Genomic DNA, 17993 nt, shown 5'->3' on the forward strand with positions numbered 1-17993 from the left:
AATCGCTTTATTATTCGTTTAGCCTCGTCATCGCCCCGTTAAGCACCGCTTGCGGGGCGTTTCTTTTACTCGTGCGCAGTGTTTAGACGACTTTTGACCCGTTGCTCAAGATCATCCATCAGCGTATAAATCAGCGGTACGACAATCAGGCTTAACAAGGTGGAGGTCACCAGCCCCCCTATCAGCGCATAAGCCATCGGCGTACGGAATCCAGTCCCCGCCCCGGCGCCGATGATCACTGGCAGCATGCCCGCAATCATGGCAATCGTGGTCATGATAATCGGTCGGCTACGCTGCTGGCAGGCGGCAATGATCGCCTCAACTCTGGACAAGCCTGCGGAGCGACATTCAATGATGGCATCGACAATGAGGATGCCATTTTTGCCGACGATGCCCATCAACATGAGAATGCCGATCACTGCAGGCAGAGAAAGCGCCTGATGGGTGAGCGCCAGCGCCAATAGCGCGCCACAGATGGATAAGGGCAAGGCCATCATGATGGTGAAGGGCTGCAAGAGCTTTCTGAACAGCAGTACCAACACCATCCATACCAGGAACAAGCCGCTCAGCATGGCCATGCTAAAGGTACTGAACATTTCACTCAGCATTTCGGAATCGCCAGTTTCACTGAGGCTGATGCCCGCAGGCAACTGCTGCAGGGTCGGCAATTGCCGCACCGTCTGCATCGCATCGCCCAAGGAAATGCCATTCAGGTCGGCAGAAATGACGATTTGCGGCATACGGTCATAGCGCGTGATGCTGGCATAGTCATGCATCAATGCCAAATTGGCCACAGCATCCAGCGCGACAATCTGCTGGGTATTGGTCGTCACCGGCAGCTGACGCAAGAATGTCAGCGCAGACTGTTCAGGAACTCTGACAGCACAACGGACCGGGACGGACTGATTATCCAGCAACACATGTGCCAGTTGCTCTTCACTGCCGCCTTTCAAGGCGATCTGCAGCTCCTCGGCAATCGCACTGGTGGTGACGCCCAGACGCGCCGCTTCATGAGGCTTGGGCGTCACCACCAGATTGCTTTTCATGGCCGGCACCGTGGACAACACGTTAGAAAACGCCGGCAGTTTGCGCATGTCATGTTCCAGTGCCAACGCAGTGCGGTACAAACGTTGCGAGTCATGCCCGGTTAATACCAGACCAAAAGCCTTGCTGCCATTTTCATTTAAGGCACTCAGTCTCATATTGGGTACGCGGCGCAACTCATATAACGCTTGCAGCTTGAACTGATCGACACCGATGTTGCGCTGTGACCGCGCCACCAGCTTGACTATCATGGTCGCGCGATTGACTTGTCCTGCAACCATGGTCTCGGCGTCACGTCCACCAATCCAGGAATACACGCTGCTAACCTCAGGCTTGCTTAGCAAGGCTTCAGTCACCTGCTCAATCGCAGCATCGGTTTGTTTTAACTGTGCTTCCGCAGGCAGCTCCACCTGCAACATGAAAAAGGCTTTATCTTCTTGCGGCATAAAGTCTGCTGGCAAGATCAATAACAGACTGGCCGAAAGCAGCAGTAACAGCCCCACCAGCAACAGGCTGATCCGTCTATGCTTGAGCGACTGTTCCAACCATCCTTGATAAAAGTGATACCAGCGGCCTTGCTGTGCCACTGGCGGAGTCGACTTTAGAAAGTAGGCGGCCATCACCGGTGTGATGAAACGTGCGACCAATAAGGAGAAAAAAGTCGCCGTTGCGACCGTGATGCCAAATTGAATGAAATACTGGCCTACCAGCCCGCCCATAAAACTGACCGGGACAAAGACGGCAATAATGGCAAAGCTGGTGGCAATCACGGCCAGGCCAATTTCATCCGCCGCGCGCATGGCGGCTGGATAAGGCGCTTGGCCGGTTTCCATATGGCGGATAATGTTTTCAATCTCGACAATCGCATCATCCACCAAGACCCCCGACACCAGTGACAGGGCGAGCATGCTGACCAAGTTCAAGGAAAACCCCAGCCAGTGCATGACAATAAACGTCGGGATCACAGAGAGGGGAATGGCAATGGCGGCAATCAGGGTGGCACGGGTGGAGCGCAAAAAGGCGTACACCACCAAACCTGCCAACAACACGCCTTCCAAAAAGGACATCATGGCAGAAAAATACGTTTTTTTGGTAAAGTCGATCTGCGTCTGCACCCGATCGGCCTGGATATGCGGCTGCGTCTCTTGCCAGCGCTGTATGGCCTGCTCAATCGCCTCTGCGACTTTTAATTCATCTGCTTTCGCCGTTCTATAAATCGCAATACCAATGGCTGGCTGACGATTAAGCCGCGTTAATTGCTGGGCAGGTTTGAAGGTATCAAGCAGATTGCCGAGGCTGGACAAGGTGACATAGCGATGCTCTCCCACAGCAATTTCCAGATGCGCCAGGGCATCCACAGATTGCGGATCCCCTTGCACGCGTAGCGATGTCTGTTTGCTGCCCAGGCTAAACTGCCCAGCCGGAGCCTGCGCAATATAGGCCTGTATTTGCTTATTCACCGTGGCGGCACTGACACCCAGTGCATATAGCTTCTCCGGTAACAGCTCAATGTGAATTTCACGGTCATAGCCGCCCTGGCGTTCAATTTTCTCCACGCCCTCCACCGCCATTAAAGCGCTGACCAGGCCTTTGTCTACCTGTTGTGTCAGCGAGGGCAGTGAAAGCGTGCCGGATTGAAAGGCATAGGTCATTAATGGCGTATTGTCATCTTCGGACTGCTGGATCAGGGGTTCTCCAACATCGCTGGACCATTGACGGCGTAGGCTGGCAACTTTCTCGCGCACCAGTGACAACACAGTACGGATATTGGTGCCATATCGAAACTCAATCTGCGTGACCGAGACGCCGTTTTCGATATAGGACGTGACATGCTTGATATTCGGGATATTGGCCACGGCATTTTCTACCGGGATGGTCACCTGCCGCTCAATGGTTGAGGAGGAGGCGCCCGGCAACGCAATCGATACCGAGACCACTGGAATTCTGACCGTGGGCATGCCGTTTACCGGCAAACGATGGAAACAATCCGCGCCCCAAACAAGCAGGATGAAGGTCGCCAAGGCAATCAGCAAAGGGTTGGCGATCGCCCAGGAAGAAAGCTTTAATTTCACTTAGTGTACTGCCGCAATGACGTTGACTGGTTCACCTTCGCGGATAAAACCGGCAAATTTATCAATGAGGCGCATGCCAGGGCTGACCCCGGACAGTATCTCCACTTCCCCATCCAAACGCTGCCCGATAGTAACGGCAATGCGCTTGGCATGTCCTTGCTCGACGCTGTAGACATAATACTGGTCGCCTTCTACGGCAATGGCGCTATCTGGCACACGGATGGCATTGCGTTGCGGCAGGGTGACCAGCACGGTGGCGGCTTGTCCTGGGCTCAGCGCCGGGGCTTTGGAAAAAGCAACTTTGAGATGCAACATCTGGTTTTCATCGTGCACCATGATGCCTTTTTTACGGATATGGCCAGCATAGCTTCGTTCTGCATCCTTGATTTTCACCTGCACTGGCATGCCATGCGTTAAGGACGCAGCCACCTCAACGCTGGTTTCGATGTCGACCTCGAGCGTGCCATCTTTGGCCAGTAAAAACTGGGATTGATTGGTTTGACTGAGCAATTGGCCAACGACCGCATTTCTTTGAATCACCAGCCCTGACACCGGGGCCACCAACTCTGCCTGTTTGATTTTGAGATCCGCTTCATCCACCTGCGCATTGGCTGACAACAGATCGGATAAGGCCATCCTTAAACGGTTGCGGGCCGTGTTAAGCTTGCTCTCTGCGGCCTGTTCGGTCTGGATACGTTGCTCCAGTAACTCTTTTGAAATCAGCCCATCCTCTGCGACTTTTTCACCGCGGACGCGTTCAGTCCGCGCCTGGTCAAGCGTTTTCTTGGCATCATCGAGCGCCGCTTCCGCTTCACTAAACGCCACAATCGCCCGCTGCTTGCTGGCAAGCGATTGTACCCGTTGCACTTTGGCCAATTGGGTATCCACCACCGCCAGTTGCTGACCGGCCTTGACGTGATCGCCCTCGTCAACTAACACTTTGGTAATCCGGCCTTGCATCATGTCCGCGTACACCGGCACCTGCTCCTGCGCAACCACTTTACCAAACAACTCCAATGTCGAATTGAGCGGTTTGTTTTCCACGGTGATGGCTGTCACCGTCAGTCCTGCATTGCTGGGTCTGGCAGATTCTGAGTGCGTGCTAAAGTGCCAGACCATCAAGATCGAGGTCAGCACCACAATGGCTAAAGCCATACGTGTGCGCAAAAACAGGGGCAATTGATCGATGAGCCGATTGTTCATTCGTACCTTATTGTGTATTTTCCGTAGCCTGTTGATCAGGATTCAGACTGACAGTCCCGGAGAGCGCTTTATTTGCAAAAGCATACCCCCTCATCCAGGCCTGTTTGGCGTCTATATATTGTAATAAGGTCTGCTGGTTTCGCATATCCTGCTTGAATACATCCATCTTGCTCAGATAGCCGACATCCACCGCACGTTGTAACTTGGCAGACTGTGCCTGCCACCGGCTCAAAGCTTGCTCTTCCGCCAGTAGCTGTGCTCGGCTTTCATTAAAATTCACCAGCGCATTTTCAGTTTCTTCAATTGCCAGTAATACAGCCTCCTTGTAAGCCAGCAATGCCTCCCGCAGTTGCGACTCACGCTGATTTACCACTTCCCGTCTTAACCCCCAATCCAGCAGGGGGATATTGATAGAAGGGGCAATATAGGTCAATGATCCAGTGTGCCTCAAGCTTTCACCCGTCACCCGCCCGGCAACCATCAGAGCGCCCTCAATAGATAATTTTGGATACAGGTCAGATTTGGCGATACCCAACGCCCCGGTTGCTTTCAACACCTGTGACTCTGCCATCTTGATATCTGGACGCTGGCGGATAATTTCTGCAGGGACGCGCATTGGTAACGAGATGGATTGCACATCCTCGGCAAGCTTGCCAGCTGGACGTGACTGTAATTCTGTCAACCAAGCCTCAGCTGGTTCCGCCTGGCCACAGAGCACAGCCAGTCTTTGCAAGGCCATTTCCTGGTTAAGGCGGTTTTGCCTGCGCATGCGCTGGGCACCCTGAACTTCCGTCATAAACGACTCAGCAGTTTCTGGAGAAGTAAACCCACCGCTCACGCCTTTATTCGACAGTGTCCGCAAGTTGGCATATCCCGCTTCGGCGAGTGCCAACTGCTTTTCACGCTGGACAGCTGCATCCAGCTCAGCGTAAACGCGGACCAATTCAGCCGCTAATGACAATTGCCTGCTGGACACGTCTGCCTCTGCAATTTGTAAATCAGCCTGCGTAATTTGCCGCTGACCGGCGCCCTGGCCAAAGATAGGCAGCTCCCAAATCAGGTCAAAGCCAGCCAGAAATGCCCCGGAAGCGGCATGGCGCGATTGACCGGAGGAGCTATTCCCCACTGCAAGCATGCGCGAAAGGCTATTCGGACCGGCATATAAACTGAGCTGCGGTTTTTCGGTCGCCAGCTCATGTGCCTGCAAAGAACGGGCATAGCTGATCCGCTCACTGGCTTGCTGTAGCGTAAGATTTTGCTTGAGGGCGGTTTGCATGAGCTGGTTTAGCAGCGGATCCTTGAATGCAAGCCACCACGCTGTTTCGGCCGCTGACAGTTGCGTGGCCGATGTGGTGCGCGCCTGACGCCACTGAGCCGGTGCTGGTGTATCCAGTGCAGGCATCTCGGTATGAAGGCACGCGCTCAAGCTGACCGCCACCAGCACACTCACCGTCGTTGTGCGCATGCCTGAGACTAGCGTTGCGACTCTAGCCGCCCTGGCCATCTGCCAGCGTGCCAGAAGTCGCACCAGTCGATCTGACTGACGGATCAAACGCACGCCGTGCATCAGCGCATCCAGCCCCATTACACAACAACCCTCAAGGATAACCAGATAGAGCCACGCCGCGTATACCTCACGTGCTTCATCCAATCAATCCGTTTTTTGTGCATAAATAACCTAAAGGGATGTTCAAGGATGCTGAAGAACAGGGGCAACCAGCGGGGATAGATTGAAAGCGTGTCCATGTAGAGGATTGCAGCGACATAAACATGGTCGGCGGTTTGCGGGGAGAAAATTAAAAATATGCATAGGACACCTGAGTGGGCGATAGTTTAGAATCTTCTCTCAAACGAGTAAACAGATTTAAACATTTTAAAACAGCATTCAGTGCTGATCACGGCTGAATGTATTTTACTTACCAGGATACCCAAATTTGAAACATGCCTGCCCTTGTTACAGCGGAAATGCTTATGCAGCCTGCTGCCAGCCTTTACACCAAGGCTTACCCGCCCCCGATGCCGAGCGCCTGATGCGCTCTCGCTACAGCGCTTATGCCCTCAGATTGCCTGACTATATTTTACAAACCTGGCACACTGAGACACGGCCGAATAGCCTGACACAAGCAGATTTGCAGGGAATTAAATGGTTAAAACTCGAGGTGCTTGCACATCACCAACAGGATGCCACCCATGCTGAAGTCACTTTTGTGGCGACTTATCAAAGTGGTCAGCAAAAGAAGACGACCATGACTGAACACAGCCGTTTTGAATATCTAGACGGGCGCTGGCTGTATTGCGGCCAGGTAGAGGCTTAAAAACGGCTGCTATGCGCCTGATACAAACAGATTAGTGCGCAGGACCGTAATCACTGACCAATCGGGCAAACAGGGGACTGACCGGTGCCTGCCTGGACTGCAGTTGCGTCTGACTCAACCAGTCGATAATCGCCAGATTGAGTTCATAAGGGGAAATGCGGTCATCCCCATCCTGGTCTAACCTGTGGAGTAAACTGCGCACCTCTGCTTGACTGAGGTCTTTCAACGCGCGCTGCAAGGCACGCTGATCCAAAAAGCCGCAGTGTTCCAAATCGATGCGCGAAAAGATGTTTTGTGTGATTTGCGCACTCACAGTACAAAGAATACTCGCCATGTCGCCACCTCCTGCTTGATGTCATCATCACCAGGCCATTGTAAGCGCGGCATAACGGCAACGGTGTATCGTAATGTAGCGGTTTGTATCGAATGGCGATTGTCCGGCCCGGGCATAACCGGACAATCGGAGACTAATGCTCGCGCACCAGCACGCCAACCCGCGGCGCCCAGCCGGCATTCGCCTGCTTCTTGGCGGTGACCAGCGTCAACATCGAAGGGTCATACACATCGACGTTATGAGTCACCGGCGTCGTGAGCAGGTATTGTGCCTTGGTCGCCTGCAGGAATCTGGCCACGCGCTTGATGTTGAAAATATCCAGGTGTGCAAACGGCTCGTCAATAAAGACAAACCCACCTGGCCGGGTTTCTTCCATCATCAGCGCCACCAGCAAAATCAGTGACTTCATGACCTGCTGACCGCCAGAAGCATCCCCATCATTCATGCCAGACAAGCCTTTGTCGTCAAAACCAAACCGCACTTCGAGCCCGGCTTGTGACAAGGTCAGATCATCTGCCTCCAGCGCGACCGGCGCACAATCGACATCGACATCGGCCATTTTGGCCAGCTCTTTAAGGTTTTTGCTGTACTTGCTCACAGAGTAACGCAAGCGGCCAATATAGGCTTCACGGGCATGTTCGGTTTGCGTTTGTGCAGCCCGGTTGTCACGTTCGCGGCTTTCAACATCCTCTTTTTGCGTCAGGTAATCCGCCTGCATTTTGTCGCGCATGGCGATTACATAAGGGTCGGTCTCCCAACTTTGCGTTTCCAGTCGCTTGGCTATCTGTTCAATTTGAATATCCACCAAGCGTGGGCTCTCCCACTTTTCGAGCAGCTGCTTGTTGGCCGCAGTTTCCTGCCAGTCTGCGGGCAATTTCTGCTGGTCGTGACGGATACGCTCCAGCCGACGCTCTTGCTCAGCCCAGCCTTCGCGGTTTTCTTTATCGACAATGTCTTTTTGCAACTGGGCAATCTTGTTGCGTATGCTTTCCTGAGCACGGATAGACTCGCGGATACGTTCCTCCAGCTGTGTATTCAGTTGCGACACTTCATACAACTTCTCGCCGACCGCCTGCCGTTGTGCCTTGACGTCCGCATACTGCCGCTCAACGCTGGCAAACTGCTCGGCACGTGCCGCCAGTTGTGCGGCTGCATCGACCCCGGCCAGCGCATTTTTGAGGGTTTGAATCTGCTGTCGCAACGGATGCAGTTCATCCTGCAAGACATTGATCTCGGTTTCGATCTGTTGCAGGTTCTGGCGCAAACTGTCCAGCCTGGCTTTACCAAACCTAGGTTCATTCGGGGCCGCATGCCGGCCACCACGACGCTCGCGCAAGTAGCCCTGACGTGTCACCCAGTCCTCACCGCGTGGCAAGGCAACGCCGGCGGCAGTATCTTCCACCCGTTGCGTGCGTTCCAGCATCGCCAGCATCCAGGGCGCCACCGGTTGTTTGAGTTTTATCACTTCCAGCAAAGAGCCTTTGGGTGGCAAACCGGCCAACTGTCTTTCCGGCACAATCAGGTGACGATACTTCAGACTTTCACCCAGCGCAAAGGCCGTCTCGGCCTGTTTTTCACTGTGCAGCATGATGACATGCGCAAACGGTGCCAATACCGCCTCAACGGCTGTTTGCCAACCGGCATCCGTCACTTCCAGAATATCGGCCAGTGTGTCATGCGCAATATTAGCCTTACTCAGCGCCTGCCTGAACTCCGTCACTTCGTGTGGATCTGCCCGGCGCCCGCTGCTCAGGTTTTCCAGGGTATGTTGCCATTGCTGCTGCTGTTGCTGTTTGGCCCACAACCGGTTTTGCAAGGCACTACGCTGCTGCTCAAGCTGCCCCAGCTCGGTCGTTGCTTGCACCACGTCGGCACTCAATGCCGCTTGTGCTTCAAGCTGCTTCTTCTGCTCGAGGACCGCTTCCAGCTTGCCCTCCTCCTTGTTGAGCTGGTTAACCTGCTGGCTCAAGTCGGCTTCATGCAGACGCGTGGCTTGCTGCTGGCTCTGCAAATGCTCTGCCTGGGTTTTGTGATAGTCCAGTTCACTGGTCTTGGCCGTCAGGTCTGCCTGCAGACCTTCACGCTCTTTACGGTTGGCATCCAGGCTGCGGGCCGCACGCTCCGCTTCTTCCTGCAACTGGTAAAACTCCAGCCGGGGTTTCACCTCTTCCACCAGCAAGGCCTGCTCCTGGGTCAGCTGCTGCCATTCCAGATAGCGGTTCACACGCTGCTCCTGGGTTTGCAGGCTGTGTTCCAGCGCCTTCAGGTTATTTTGTGTGTATTGCAACTCCTGTTCGGTGGCCCGCTGATGCTGCCTGGCCTCCTGATAGCGGGTCAGAATCTCTTTGTCACCAAACACATCAAACACCAAATCGAGCAACTCGCGTGGCTTGTATTCGCATAACTTGTCGGTCTGGCCTTGCTCGAGTGACAGCACACGGGCAATGGCGGGCGACAATCCGGCCTCATGCAGCAGACGCTGATAATCGCGCACCCCAAATTCCTGGCCCTGTTGCGCCATGTCCTTGAGTGCCACTTCACCATCGGCCACCCAGTAATGCCGTACCCAGTCACCGCCTTTTTTCTCGATATGGCAAGCCAGTGTGATTTTGTCCTGCATGAACGGAATGCCGAATGGGCGCTTGCTGCTCCCGACAGGGCGACTGTTGTCTACCACGCCCAGCAACCAGCAAAAATCTTCGCCGTTGCGACGCACATAGCGCTTGTAATCCCGTTTCCCTGAACCAGAGCCTGAGCATTCCAGCGCCAGCAAGGTCCGCATGGCATCCAGCAGCGTGGTTTTGCCCGAGCCATTGGGCCCGACAATAGTAATAATGGAAGCATCCAGCGGCACCACAAAACGTTGCCAGTAATCCCAATGTACGACTTCCAGTCGATTTAGCCTGAACATCTTATTGATCGTCTTTCTGTGTGTTCATTGATTTAAGGAGTTGCCTGACCCGCGCCAGCGCTCTGCGACTGTTCGCGGATCAGATCACCCAGGGCGCCCTGGATGATGCGCGGGGCCATTTCGGCATAGTCAAACACCAGGTCGAGTAAAGGACCTTCGTAAATAATCTTGTTACGGCGTTCGATGAGTCCCAGGCGCGATAACTGTGGCAAGGCAAAATTACTGATACGGCCTTTGCCGCCTAGCAACTTGCCAAAATCCTCAAGCAACACGTTTTCCGGGATGCCGCGTGACAACTCCTCTGACGGCTCGGCTTTGACTAGCGTGCCAAATAACTCGCCTTGTGACTCCAGTGCGGCTTCCCGCCCCAACTGGCGTTCGCGCTTGGGCAGGATAATCAAGGCCCACAGCACCACGGTCAGGGCCAGTGTATCTTTGGGCAACCCAATATTATTACTCAGCCATTGCTGACCATCATCCATCACAGCACGTTCTGCGTCCTGGTGCAGCCCCACCGCCACGTGGCTGGCGTAAGGATTATCCAGCAAGCGCAAACCGCAGGCCTTGAGGTTGTTTTCGAGCGAGACCCGAAAGTCCAGGTCGAACAGCACGCGCCTGATGACTTCATCAGAACGCGGTAAATAACGATGAGCAATCAGTCTGGCGGCCAGTTGTTCGCTTGTTTGTTGCATGCGGTTAACCCTCCTTGGCTGGCGTATGTTTAATTAATTGACCGGCGGTCATGGCGGCCACCTCGTTTCGATGTACGGCTTGCAGTGGCGCATCCAGTGCGTGCGTTAGGCGGAACGGTTGTTCTGCCAGCGCATTCAAGTCGGCATCCTCATGTTTTTCACCTAAAAAGGTCAGCAGGGAATAGCGGTAAGACGCCTGGGCAAAGCCACCACCAACGACCACGTCTGGCAATGCGCTATCGTCCTCGAGTTGTGCCAGCACACGCGTAAGGTCGGTGAGTTGTGGCGGGTAAGAAAAGGCTTCGGTTTGCGCAGGGGTGACTTCCACATCCGGGGGCATGACAGAGACTTTAGGCACTGCCACTTCACGTTCGAGCACGTCATCGGCAATATCCAGCATCACGTCGGGCAGCACAAACAGTGGTTCTGGTGTCACTGCCATCCGCGCGCCCATTTGCGCCAGCGACTCAACGCTGCGTTGCTGCAACCAGGCGGATAACTCGGTGGAGCTCAGGCCGCCTTGCGACAGCATGACCCGCTGCCTGGCCACTTTGGCCAGTTCACGCTGAAAGACCGAGGCCATATTGAGTAAACGCGACTGCTGGTTGGCAATTTTATGCACAATTTGCCAACCGGCATCATCCATGCCGTTTTCTGAAATGGTATTGATCAGTGCCGTGGCTTTTTCAATCCAGGGTTGCGCCTTGCTCAATCTGGCCTGCGCCGACTTCAGCCTGAACTCGGAACCTGAGGCAATCGCTTCCTGGAAAAAATGTTCGTATTCGGTGAGTTTGGCCAGCACGTGACTCAAGTGCTCGGCACTGAGTTCACCGACGGCACTGCCGCCCGCCGCCTGCGACATCAGGTAGCCCAACTCGTCATCGGCTTCGCCAAACCGCAACAAGCCACTGATGGCAGACAACACCATGCGGCCCGCGGCAGAAATCTGGTACACACGGCGGTCTGCGTCCCATTGCAGCAAGTCGTGGCTGCGCAAGCGGTGCAACACGGTTTCCAGCTTGGTAGCATCAATAAAAGAAAGATGATTTTGCAACTGGGCTGGCGTCCACTCGGGCAACTCTGCCCGGGCTGCAATTTCACGCATCACGGCGAGGCGAATCATCACTTCATCACGGCCGCCGCGGAACAGCCCGATCAGCACATCGATGATGTGTGAGGACTGCAACAGGGGAAACAATGCATCAATATCCTGAACATAGACTCCCGGTTTGAGGAATTCCTCAAACGCGTTTACATCACTGACTTCTGACATCTATTACAGGCCCTGCTTCAAGCTTTCCATGATAAACGGATCGAGATCACCATCGAGCACGCCTTGCGTATTGCCGATTTCAACATTGGTACGCAAGTCTTTGATCCGTCCTTGATCCAGCACATAGCTACGGATCTGGTGACCCCAACCAATATCGGTTTTGGCATCTTCCAGCGCCTGCTTTTCTTCATTACGCTTGCTGAGTTCGAGGTTATACAAGGCGCCTTTCAGCATATTCATCGCTTCTTCTTTGTTTCTATGCTGTGAACGGTCATTCTGGCATTGCACGACCACCCCCGTTGGCAAGTGGGTAATCCGCACGGCAGAATCAGTCTTGTTAATATGCTGACCACCGGCACCACTGGCGCGATAAGTATCAATGCGCAAATCTGCAGGATTGATTTCAATTTCAATCGAATCGTCCACTTCCGGGAAGATTTGCACGCTGGCAAAGCTGGTATGACGCTTGGAGTTGGCATCGAAGGGCGACTTACGGACCAGGCGATGCACCCCGCTTTCGGTACGCAAGGTGCCAAACGCATAATCCCCAGTCACTTTAATCGATGCGCCTTTAATCCCGGCAATGTCGCCTTCAGATTCCTCAAGCACCTCGACTTTGAAACCTTTGCGCTCTACGTAACGCAAGTACATGCGCAGCAACATGCCGGCCCAGTCTTGTGCTTCAGTGCCACCGCTGCCGGACTGAAACTCAATAAAGCAATTGTTGGCGTCCATCGGCTGCGAGAACATGCGCTTGAATTCCATCTCGGCAACGATTTTTTCTATCTTCTGGGCATCAGCCTCCACACTCAGCAATGTGTCGTCATCACCCTCTTCACGCGCCATGTCAAACAATTCACGGCTATCGGACAATGACTGAGACACATCATCCAACGTCATGACCACGCTTTCAAGCATGCGTTTTTCCTTGCCCAGATTTTGCGCTTTTTCGGCGTTATCCCAGACTTTAGGATCCTCGAGCAGGCCGTTAACTTCGGCTAAGCGTTGCTGCTTGTTCTCGTAGTCAAAGATACCCCCGAAGCGCTTCGTGGCGTTGGGTCAGGTCGCTCAGTGCATTGGCAATACTATTAAGGTGTTCGGCTTCCATTTTCTGTGAGTATAAAAATGTAAAAACCAGCATTATAACGCAGCTATGCCCTTGGTTCAGGCGTAACTTACGCTGCCCACAGTCAGACGGCCCCATATTTTTGTCACAATGATTGTCACAAAATAGTAAAATTACTGTCACAAAACTTTTGAACGTATAGGGAGTCCTCAATGGCGAATGCCACTTTCGGCCGCATCATGGCCGCGATCAGCCCCAGAAACGATAACTATTTTGTCCTGTTTAACCGTTTGGCTGATTGTGCAGTCCGTGGCTCCAAAGTCCTTGCGCTGATGGCGGCCGTTGTTGATCAGGCAGGCTTTGAAACGCATTTTGCCGAAATCCGCAAAATCGAATCCGAGGCAGATGAATACACCAAGGAAATTCTGCTTTCACTGCATAAAACCTTTATTACCCCGTTTGACCGCCGCGAAATCCGTGAACTGGCGATGGCGCTAGATGACATCATTGACTTTATGGAAGCGATTCCGCAAAGCGCCGAGATTTATGGTCACAGCAAGTTCACCCCCGAAATGGTCGCCCTGGCACAGATCTTATTAAGGGCAGCAGAAAAGGTAAGGGATGCGGTGCATATGCTGTCAGACATGAAAAATGCCGAACGCATTCTGCGCACCTGTGAAGAGATCAGCCAGATCGAAGGCGAAGCCGATCACATCATGCGCTCAGGCATGCACAGGCTGTTTGCCGAAGACAGTGACGCACGCAGTTTGATCCGCTCACAAAAACTGTATGACCTGTTTGAAGAAGCGGTCGACAGCTGCGAAGACGTCGCTGACGTGATTCACGGTGTCGTGCTAGAACGCATCTAGGACACGACCATGGATCATGTGATTGTGGTCATGGCAGTGCTGGTCATCGTGGCGCTGATCTTTGACTTTATGAACGGTTTTCACGATGCGGCCAATTCGATTGCGCTCATGGTGTCTACCCGTTTACTGACGCCACAGGCGGCCGTGATCTGGGCCGCGTTTTTTAACTTTGTTGCCTTTCTGTTTTTTGGCCTGCATGTGGCCGACACGGTTGGCAAAGGCATCATAGACCCTAACATCGTCAACAATACCGTAGTGTTTGGTGCCTTGTTCGGGGCGATTGCCTGGAATGTCATTACCTGGTGGTTCGGCATCCCCTCCTCGTCCTCCCACGCGTTGATCGGCGGCCTGATTGGCGCAGGCATGGCCCACTCCGGCACCCAAGGCGTCATTTTCGGCAGTAAGCTCATCAGCACCGGCATTGCCATTATCTTGTCGCCGTTATTTGGCATGTTGCTGGCGCTGTTGCTCTCTATCGGCATCATGTGGGCGTTCCAGAAATCCTCGCCCTATAAAATCGAAAGCCGCTTTAACAAGCTGCAATTTATCTCGTCTTCTTTATTCAGCCTTGGCCATGGCGCCAACGATGCGCAAAAAACCATGGGCATCATTACCGTGCTGCTGTTTGCCAATGGCTATCTGCAAGGTGACTTTCATGTGCCCTTCTGGGTGGTGATTGCCTGTCAGCTGGCCATGGGGCTGGGCACACTGTTTGGGGGCTGGCGCATAGTGCGCACCATGGGCATGGGCATTACCAAAATCCGCCCCACTGGCGGCTTTGCGGCCCAGACCTCAGGCTCGATTGCGCTGTTCCTGGCCACCAGCCTGGGCATCCCGGTGTCGACCACGCACACCATTACCGGCGCCATTGTCGGCGTCGGCCTCTCGCGCCGCATGACCGCGGTGCGCTGGGGCCTGGCGTCACGCATTGTCTGGGCGTGGGTGCTGACGATTCCTTGTGCCGCCATCATGGCAGCCATCGCCTACCATATTGGCGAAAGTGTGCTGTAAGCCTGACGTAAGCTAAAAAGGACCTGCCCAAGGTCTTTTTTGGCTTTTGTCACATTTCTGTCATATTAAGTTTTTATGATTCCGTCATCACATACAAACCACACTCAAATACAGGAGTCCTTAGATGAAAACCCGTTTGTTCCGCAATACCATGATAGCCGCACTGGTCGCACAGGCCTTTACCTTCGCGCACACCGCAGCGGCTGCGGACAAAATCATCAAAATTGATGGTTCCAGCACGGTTTACCCAATCACCGAAGCCGTTGCCGAAGAGTTTCAACGCAGCAAAGGCGTGAAAGTCACGGTTGGCGAATCTGGCACTGGTGGCGGCTTCAAAAAATTCTGCCGCGGCGAAACCGATATTTCCGATGCTTCCCGCCCGATCTCACAAAAAGAAATCGACGCCTGTAAAGAAGGTGGCGTTCAATTCATCGAACTGCCTATCGCTTATGATGCACTGACTGTGGTTGTGAACAGCAAAAACGACTGGGTGAAACAAATCACCGTCGCCGAACTGAAAAAAATCTGGGAACCAGGTTCCAAAGTGAAAAACTGGAAAGAAGTGAACGCCACTTACCCAGACAAAGCCATCAACCTGTACGGTCCAGGCACGGCTTCCGGTACGTTTGACTACTTTACCGAAGCAGTTAACGGCAAGGCAAAAGCTAGCCGCACAGATTACACACCGTCAGAAGACGACAACGTACTGGTGCAAGGCGTTGCCGGTAACGTGGGTGGCATGGCCTACTTCGGCATGGCCTACTATCAGGAAAACACTGACAAGCTGAAAGCGGTGCCAGTGGTTGCCAAAGAAGGGGCTAAACCAGTGTTGCCTTCTGAAACGACTGTGATGGACGGGACTTATCAGCCATTGTCACGTCCACTGTTCATTTACGTGAACGCGACAGCTGCTGCGTTTAAACCAGAAGTGAAAGCCTTTGTGAATTACTACCTGGAAAATGCGCCACTACTGGTGAAAGAAGTCAAATACGTGCCACTGCCAAAAGAAGATTACGAAGCAGTGAAAACACACTTCAAAGCCATGAAACCAGGCACAGGGTTTAACGGCACAGCAGAAGTCGGTATCAAAATTACTGATTTGTTGTCCCGAATCAAGTAATGATGACAAAGGGGCTTAAATGCCCCTTTTTTACTGACAAGCCGGCCTGAACAACCGATTATCCGCTAAAATCCACCCCTGACAGATCACACTATGGCGACTCAAGCAATGCAAGTACCTGCGCAACTGACTATCAGCCCACGACTGGCGAAGAATATTCGTCGTAACGTCAAAGAACGTATTATTGAATTCATCCTGATGACCGCCGCGCTGGTCGCAGTGGCAACCACGTTTGCAATTGTGGGGGTTTTGCTGTTTGAATCATTGAGTTTCTTTAAAACAGTGTCTGTCGTCGATTTTTTAACCGATAGCCAATGGACGCCACTGTTTGAAGATGCGCACTACGGCATCATGCCGCTGGTTTCCGGCACTTTGACCACCTCTGCGATTGCGCTGGCCGTGGCTGTGCCAATTGGCACCGTTTCGGCAATTTTCCTGTCAGAATTTGCTTCACATAAAACCCGTGAAACCATCAAGCCGATTCTGGAATTGCTGGTGGGGGTCCCTACCGTTGTCTTTGGTTACTTTGCCTTGTTTTTTGTCACTCCCATGCTGCAAGCCATTTACCCTCAGCTACCCAGTTTTAACATGCTGGGCGCCGGGATTGTCATGGGCGTCATGATTATTCCTTACATTGCTTCCATGTCCGAAGATGCCATGCGCGCCGTGCCCATGAGCATGCGTGAAGGTTCTTATGCCATGGGTGCAACCCGTTTCCAGACCGCGATTAAAGTGGTCACACCCGCCGCAGTCTCAGGTATTGTGGCGGCCTATATTCTGGCGATTTCTCGTGCAGTGGGTGAAACCATGGTGGTTGCCATTGCAGCAGGCCAACAGCCTAACCTGACCTTTAATCCGCTAGACAGCGCTGCCACGATTACCGCCTACATCGTACAGGTGGCCATGGGTGACTTGCCGCATGGCAGCATAGGCTACCAGAGTATTTTTGCCGCCGGCCTGGTACTCATGATCATGACACTGTCTTTCAATATCGTAGGTCACTGGGTACGCAAGAAATACCGCGAAAATTACTAAACAAAGACTCGTAAAGTCTGCCCGTTGTCTTATTACTGAAATATCACCACCATACACTGCCGGTAACCCTTGCTTACCGGCACTTGCGGAAGTTATACCAAATGGAACATAAAGCCTCAGTCCTCGAAAATCTGGCCGAAGTCCGCGCCATGATTAAACGTCATAAGCGTAATGACGCCCTGTTTGCCGCCATCGGCCTGATCTGCCTCATGCTGGGCCTGATTACGCTGATGCTGCTGTTCTGGCAACTGATTGCGGATGGCTATCCAAAATTCAATCTGGACTTTTTGACTGAGTTCCCATCACGCCGTGCGGCCAGAGCCGGCCTGCTGTCTGCCTGGGTAGGTTCTTTGCTAGTGATGTCCGTTACTTTCCTGACCGCAGTCCCTGTCGGGGTTGCTGCTGGCCTTTATCTCGAAGAATATGCGCCGAAAAACTGGTTTACCGACCTGATTGAAATTAACGTGTCCAACCTGGCCGGTGTGCCTTCGATTATCTACGGCCTGCTGGCGCTGGGTCTGTTTGTCTACATGCTGGACTTTGGTCAAAGCATCCTGACCGCAGGCCTTACCCTGGGGTTGCTGATTTTACCGATTGTCATTGTCTCAACCCGAGAAGCGATCCGCTCTATCCCACTGTCTATCCGTGAGGCGGCCTACGGCGTTGGCGCAACCAAATGGCAAGTCGTCTATGACCACGTGTTTAAATACTCTTATGGCGGTATCCTGACCGGTATTATTATTGGCATGGCACGTGCGTTGGGTGAAACAGCCCCCATCATTACCATTGGTGCGCTGACCTTTATTGCCTTCCTGCCACCCAGCCCGATCACGCTGGAGCCGCCTTTCCTGAATTTCGAATGGTTATCTTCAGGCTTTACTGTGATGCCGATTCAAATGTTTAACTGGTTGTCCCGCCCTGACCATGCGTTCCATGTCAATGCGGCAGCCACCGGGGCGCTGATCATCATCGTCACGCTGTTAATGAATGGTACAGCCATCTGGTTGCGCTATAAAATCCGTAAAAATATTAAATGGTAATGCCACAC

General features: G+C 53.2%; 14 protein-coding genes. 6 read left to right on the forward strand and 8 right to left on the reverse strand.

What is annotated here, in order from left to right:
* Positions 1–65: 65 nt before the first annotated feature.
* From Q9292_RS11755 to Q9292_RS11765, 3 genes are read right to left on the reverse strand one after another with little or no spacing between them, the layout of a single operon-like run.
* Positions 66–3116 (reverse strand): efflux RND transporter permease subunit, encoded by a 3051-nt coding sequence (locus Q9292_RS11755; protein WP_313988258.1) that lies wholly within the window; start codon positions 3114–3116, stop codon positions 66–68.
* A complete protein-coding gene (locus Q9292_RS11760; protein ID WP_313988260.1) occupies positions 3117–4319 on the reverse strand; it encodes an efflux RND transporter periplasmic adaptor subunit in 1203 nt (400 codons plus the stop codon).
* Positions 4320–4326: 7 nt separating this feature from the next.
* Positions 4327–5970: a TolC family protein gene (locus Q9292_RS11765; protein ID WP_313988262.1), complete on the reverse strand. Its 1644-nt coding sequence runs from the start codon at positions 5968–5970 to the stop codon at positions 4327–4329.
* Positions 5971–6253: 283 nt separating this feature from the next.
* Between Q9292_RS11765 and Q9292_RS11770 the strand changes: the two genes are divergently transcribed.
* Positions 6254–6634 carry a YchJ family protein gene (locus Q9292_RS11770; protein ID WP_275355736.1) on the forward strand — a complete coding sequence of 127 codons (381 nt, stop codon included), beginning with the start codon at positions 6254–6256 and terminating at the stop codon, positions 6632–6634.
* A gap of 31 nt (positions 6635–6665) precedes the next feature.
* On the opposite strand, the gene Q9292_RS11775 is transcribed toward Q9292_RS11770, so the two are convergent.
* The 5 genes from Q9292_RS11775 to prfB all read right to left on the reverse strand — a co-directional run bounded on the left by Q9292_RS11775 (position 6666) and on the right by prfB (position 12952).
* Positions 6666–6968 carry an EF-hand domain-containing protein gene (locus tag Q9292_RS11775; protein WP_194748130.1) on the reverse strand — a complete coding sequence of 101 codons (303 nt, stop codon included), beginning with the start codon at positions 6966–6968 and terminating at the stop codon, positions 6666–6668.
* A gap of 133 nt (positions 6969–7101) precedes the next feature.
* A complete protein-coding gene (locus tag Q9292_RS11780) occupies positions 7102–9879 on the reverse strand; it encodes an ATP-binding protein (protein WP_313988268.1) in 2778 nt (925 codons plus the stop codon).
* Between the two features lie 32 nt (positions 9880–9911).
* A complete protein-coding gene (locus tag Q9292_RS11785) occupies positions 9912–10571 on the reverse strand; it encodes a hypothetical protein (RefSeq protein ID WP_313988270.1) in 660 nt (219 codons plus the stop codon).
* 4 nt (positions 10572–10575) lie between these two features.
* Positions 10576–11844, reverse strand: a complete 1269-nt coding sequence (locus tag Q9292_RS11790) for a hypothetical protein (protein WP_313988273.1) — start codon at positions 11842–11844, stop codon at positions 10576–10578.
* 3 nt (positions 11845–11847) lie between these two features.
* Positions 11848–12952, reverse strand: a protein-coding gene (prfB, locus tag Q9292_RS11795) for a peptide chain release factor 2 (protein ID WP_194748464.1) whose coding sequence is annotated in 2 segments (ribosomal slippage) — positions 11848–12870 and positions 12872–12952 — 1104 coding nt in all. Because the reading frame shifts where the segments join, the coding sequence is not laid out codon by codon here.
* 170 nt (positions 12953–13122) lie between these two features.
* On the opposite strand from prfB, the gene Q9292_RS11800 reads away from it, so the two are divergent.
* The 5 genes from Q9292_RS11800 (at position 13123) to pstA (ending at position 17985) form a co-directional block, all read left to right on the forward strand.
* Positions 13123–13779, forward strand: a complete 657-nt coding sequence (locus Q9292_RS11800; protein ID WP_194748138.1) for a DUF47 domain-containing protein — start codon at positions 13123–13125, stop codon at positions 13777–13779.
* A 9-nt stretch (positions 13780–13788) separates the two neighbouring features.
* Positions 13789–14790 (forward strand): inorganic phosphate transporter, encoded by a 1002-nt coding sequence (locus tag Q9292_RS11805; RefSeq protein WP_194748140.1) that lies wholly within the window; start codon positions 13789–13791, stop codon positions 14788–14790.
* 124 nt (positions 14791–14914) lie between these two features.
* Positions 14915–15910, forward strand: a complete 996-nt coding sequence (locus Q9292_RS11810; protein WP_194748142.1) for a PstS family phosphate ABC transporter substrate-binding protein — start codon at positions 14915–14917, stop codon at positions 15908–15910.
* Between the two features lie 108 nt (positions 15911–16018).
* A complete protein-coding gene (pstC, locus tag Q9292_RS11815; protein WP_194748465.1) occupies positions 16019–16945 on the forward strand; it encodes a phosphate ABC transporter permease subunit PstC in 927 nt (308 codons plus the stop codon).
* A gap of 101 nt (positions 16946–17046) precedes the next feature.
* The gene (gene pstA, locus Q9292_RS11820) at positions 17047–17985 is read left to right on the forward strand and encodes a phosphate ABC transporter permease PstA (RefSeq protein WP_194748144.1); all 939 of its coding nucleotides are present in this window, start codon (positions 17047–17049) and stop codon (positions 17983–17985) included.
* Positions 17986–17993 lie beyond the last annotated feature (8 nt).

It is taken from the genome of Methylophilus sp. VKM B-3414, assembly GCF_032248435.1.
In the GTDB taxonomy this organism is placed as follows: domain Bacteria; phylum Pseudomonadota; class Gammaproteobacteria; order Burkholderiales; family Methylophilaceae; genus Methylophilus; species Methylophilus glucosoxydans.

Bases quoted from the DNA above. Each gene is read 5' to 3' on its own strand.
- Q9292_RS11775 (WP_194748130.1), bottom strand. From the start codon at position 6,968: ATGGCGAGTATTCTTTGTACTGTGAGTGCGCAAATCACACAAAACATC.
- Q9292_RS11780 (WP_313988268.1), bottom strand. From the start codon at position 9,879: ATGTTCAGGCTAAATCGACTGGAAGTCGTACATTGGGATTACTGGCAA.
- Q9292_RS11790 (WP_313988273.1), bottom strand. From the start codon at position 11,844: ATGTCAGAAGTCAGTGATGTAAACGCGTTTGAGGAATTCCTCAAACCG.
- pstA (WP_194748144.1), top strand. From the start codon at position 17,047: ATGGAACATAAAGCCTCAGTCCTCGAAAATCTGGCCGAAGTCCGCGCC.
- Q9292_RS11800 (WP_194748138.1), top strand. From the start codon at position 13,123: ATGGCGAATGCCACTTTCGGCCGCATCATGGCCGCGATCAGCCCCAGA.
- Q9292_RS11760 (WP_313988260.1), bottom strand. From the start codon at position 4,319: ATGAACAATCGGCTCATCGATCAATTGCCCCTGTTTTTGCGCACACGT.
- Q9292_RS11785 (WP_313988270.1), bottom strand. From the start codon at position 10,571: ATGCAACAAACAAGCGAACAACTGGCCGCCAGACTGATTGCTCATCGT.
- Q9292_RS11810 (WP_194748142.1), top strand. From the start codon at position 14,915: ATGAAAACCCGTTTGTTCCGCAATACCATGATAGCCGCACTGGTCGCA.
- Q9292_RS11805 (WP_194748140.1), top strand. From the start codon at position 13,789: ATGGATCATGTGATTGTGGTCATGGCAGTGCTGGTCATCGTGGCGCTG.
- pstC (WP_194748465.1), top strand. From the start codon at position 16,019: ATGCAAGTACCTGCGCAACTGACTATCAGCCCACGACTGGCGAAGAAT.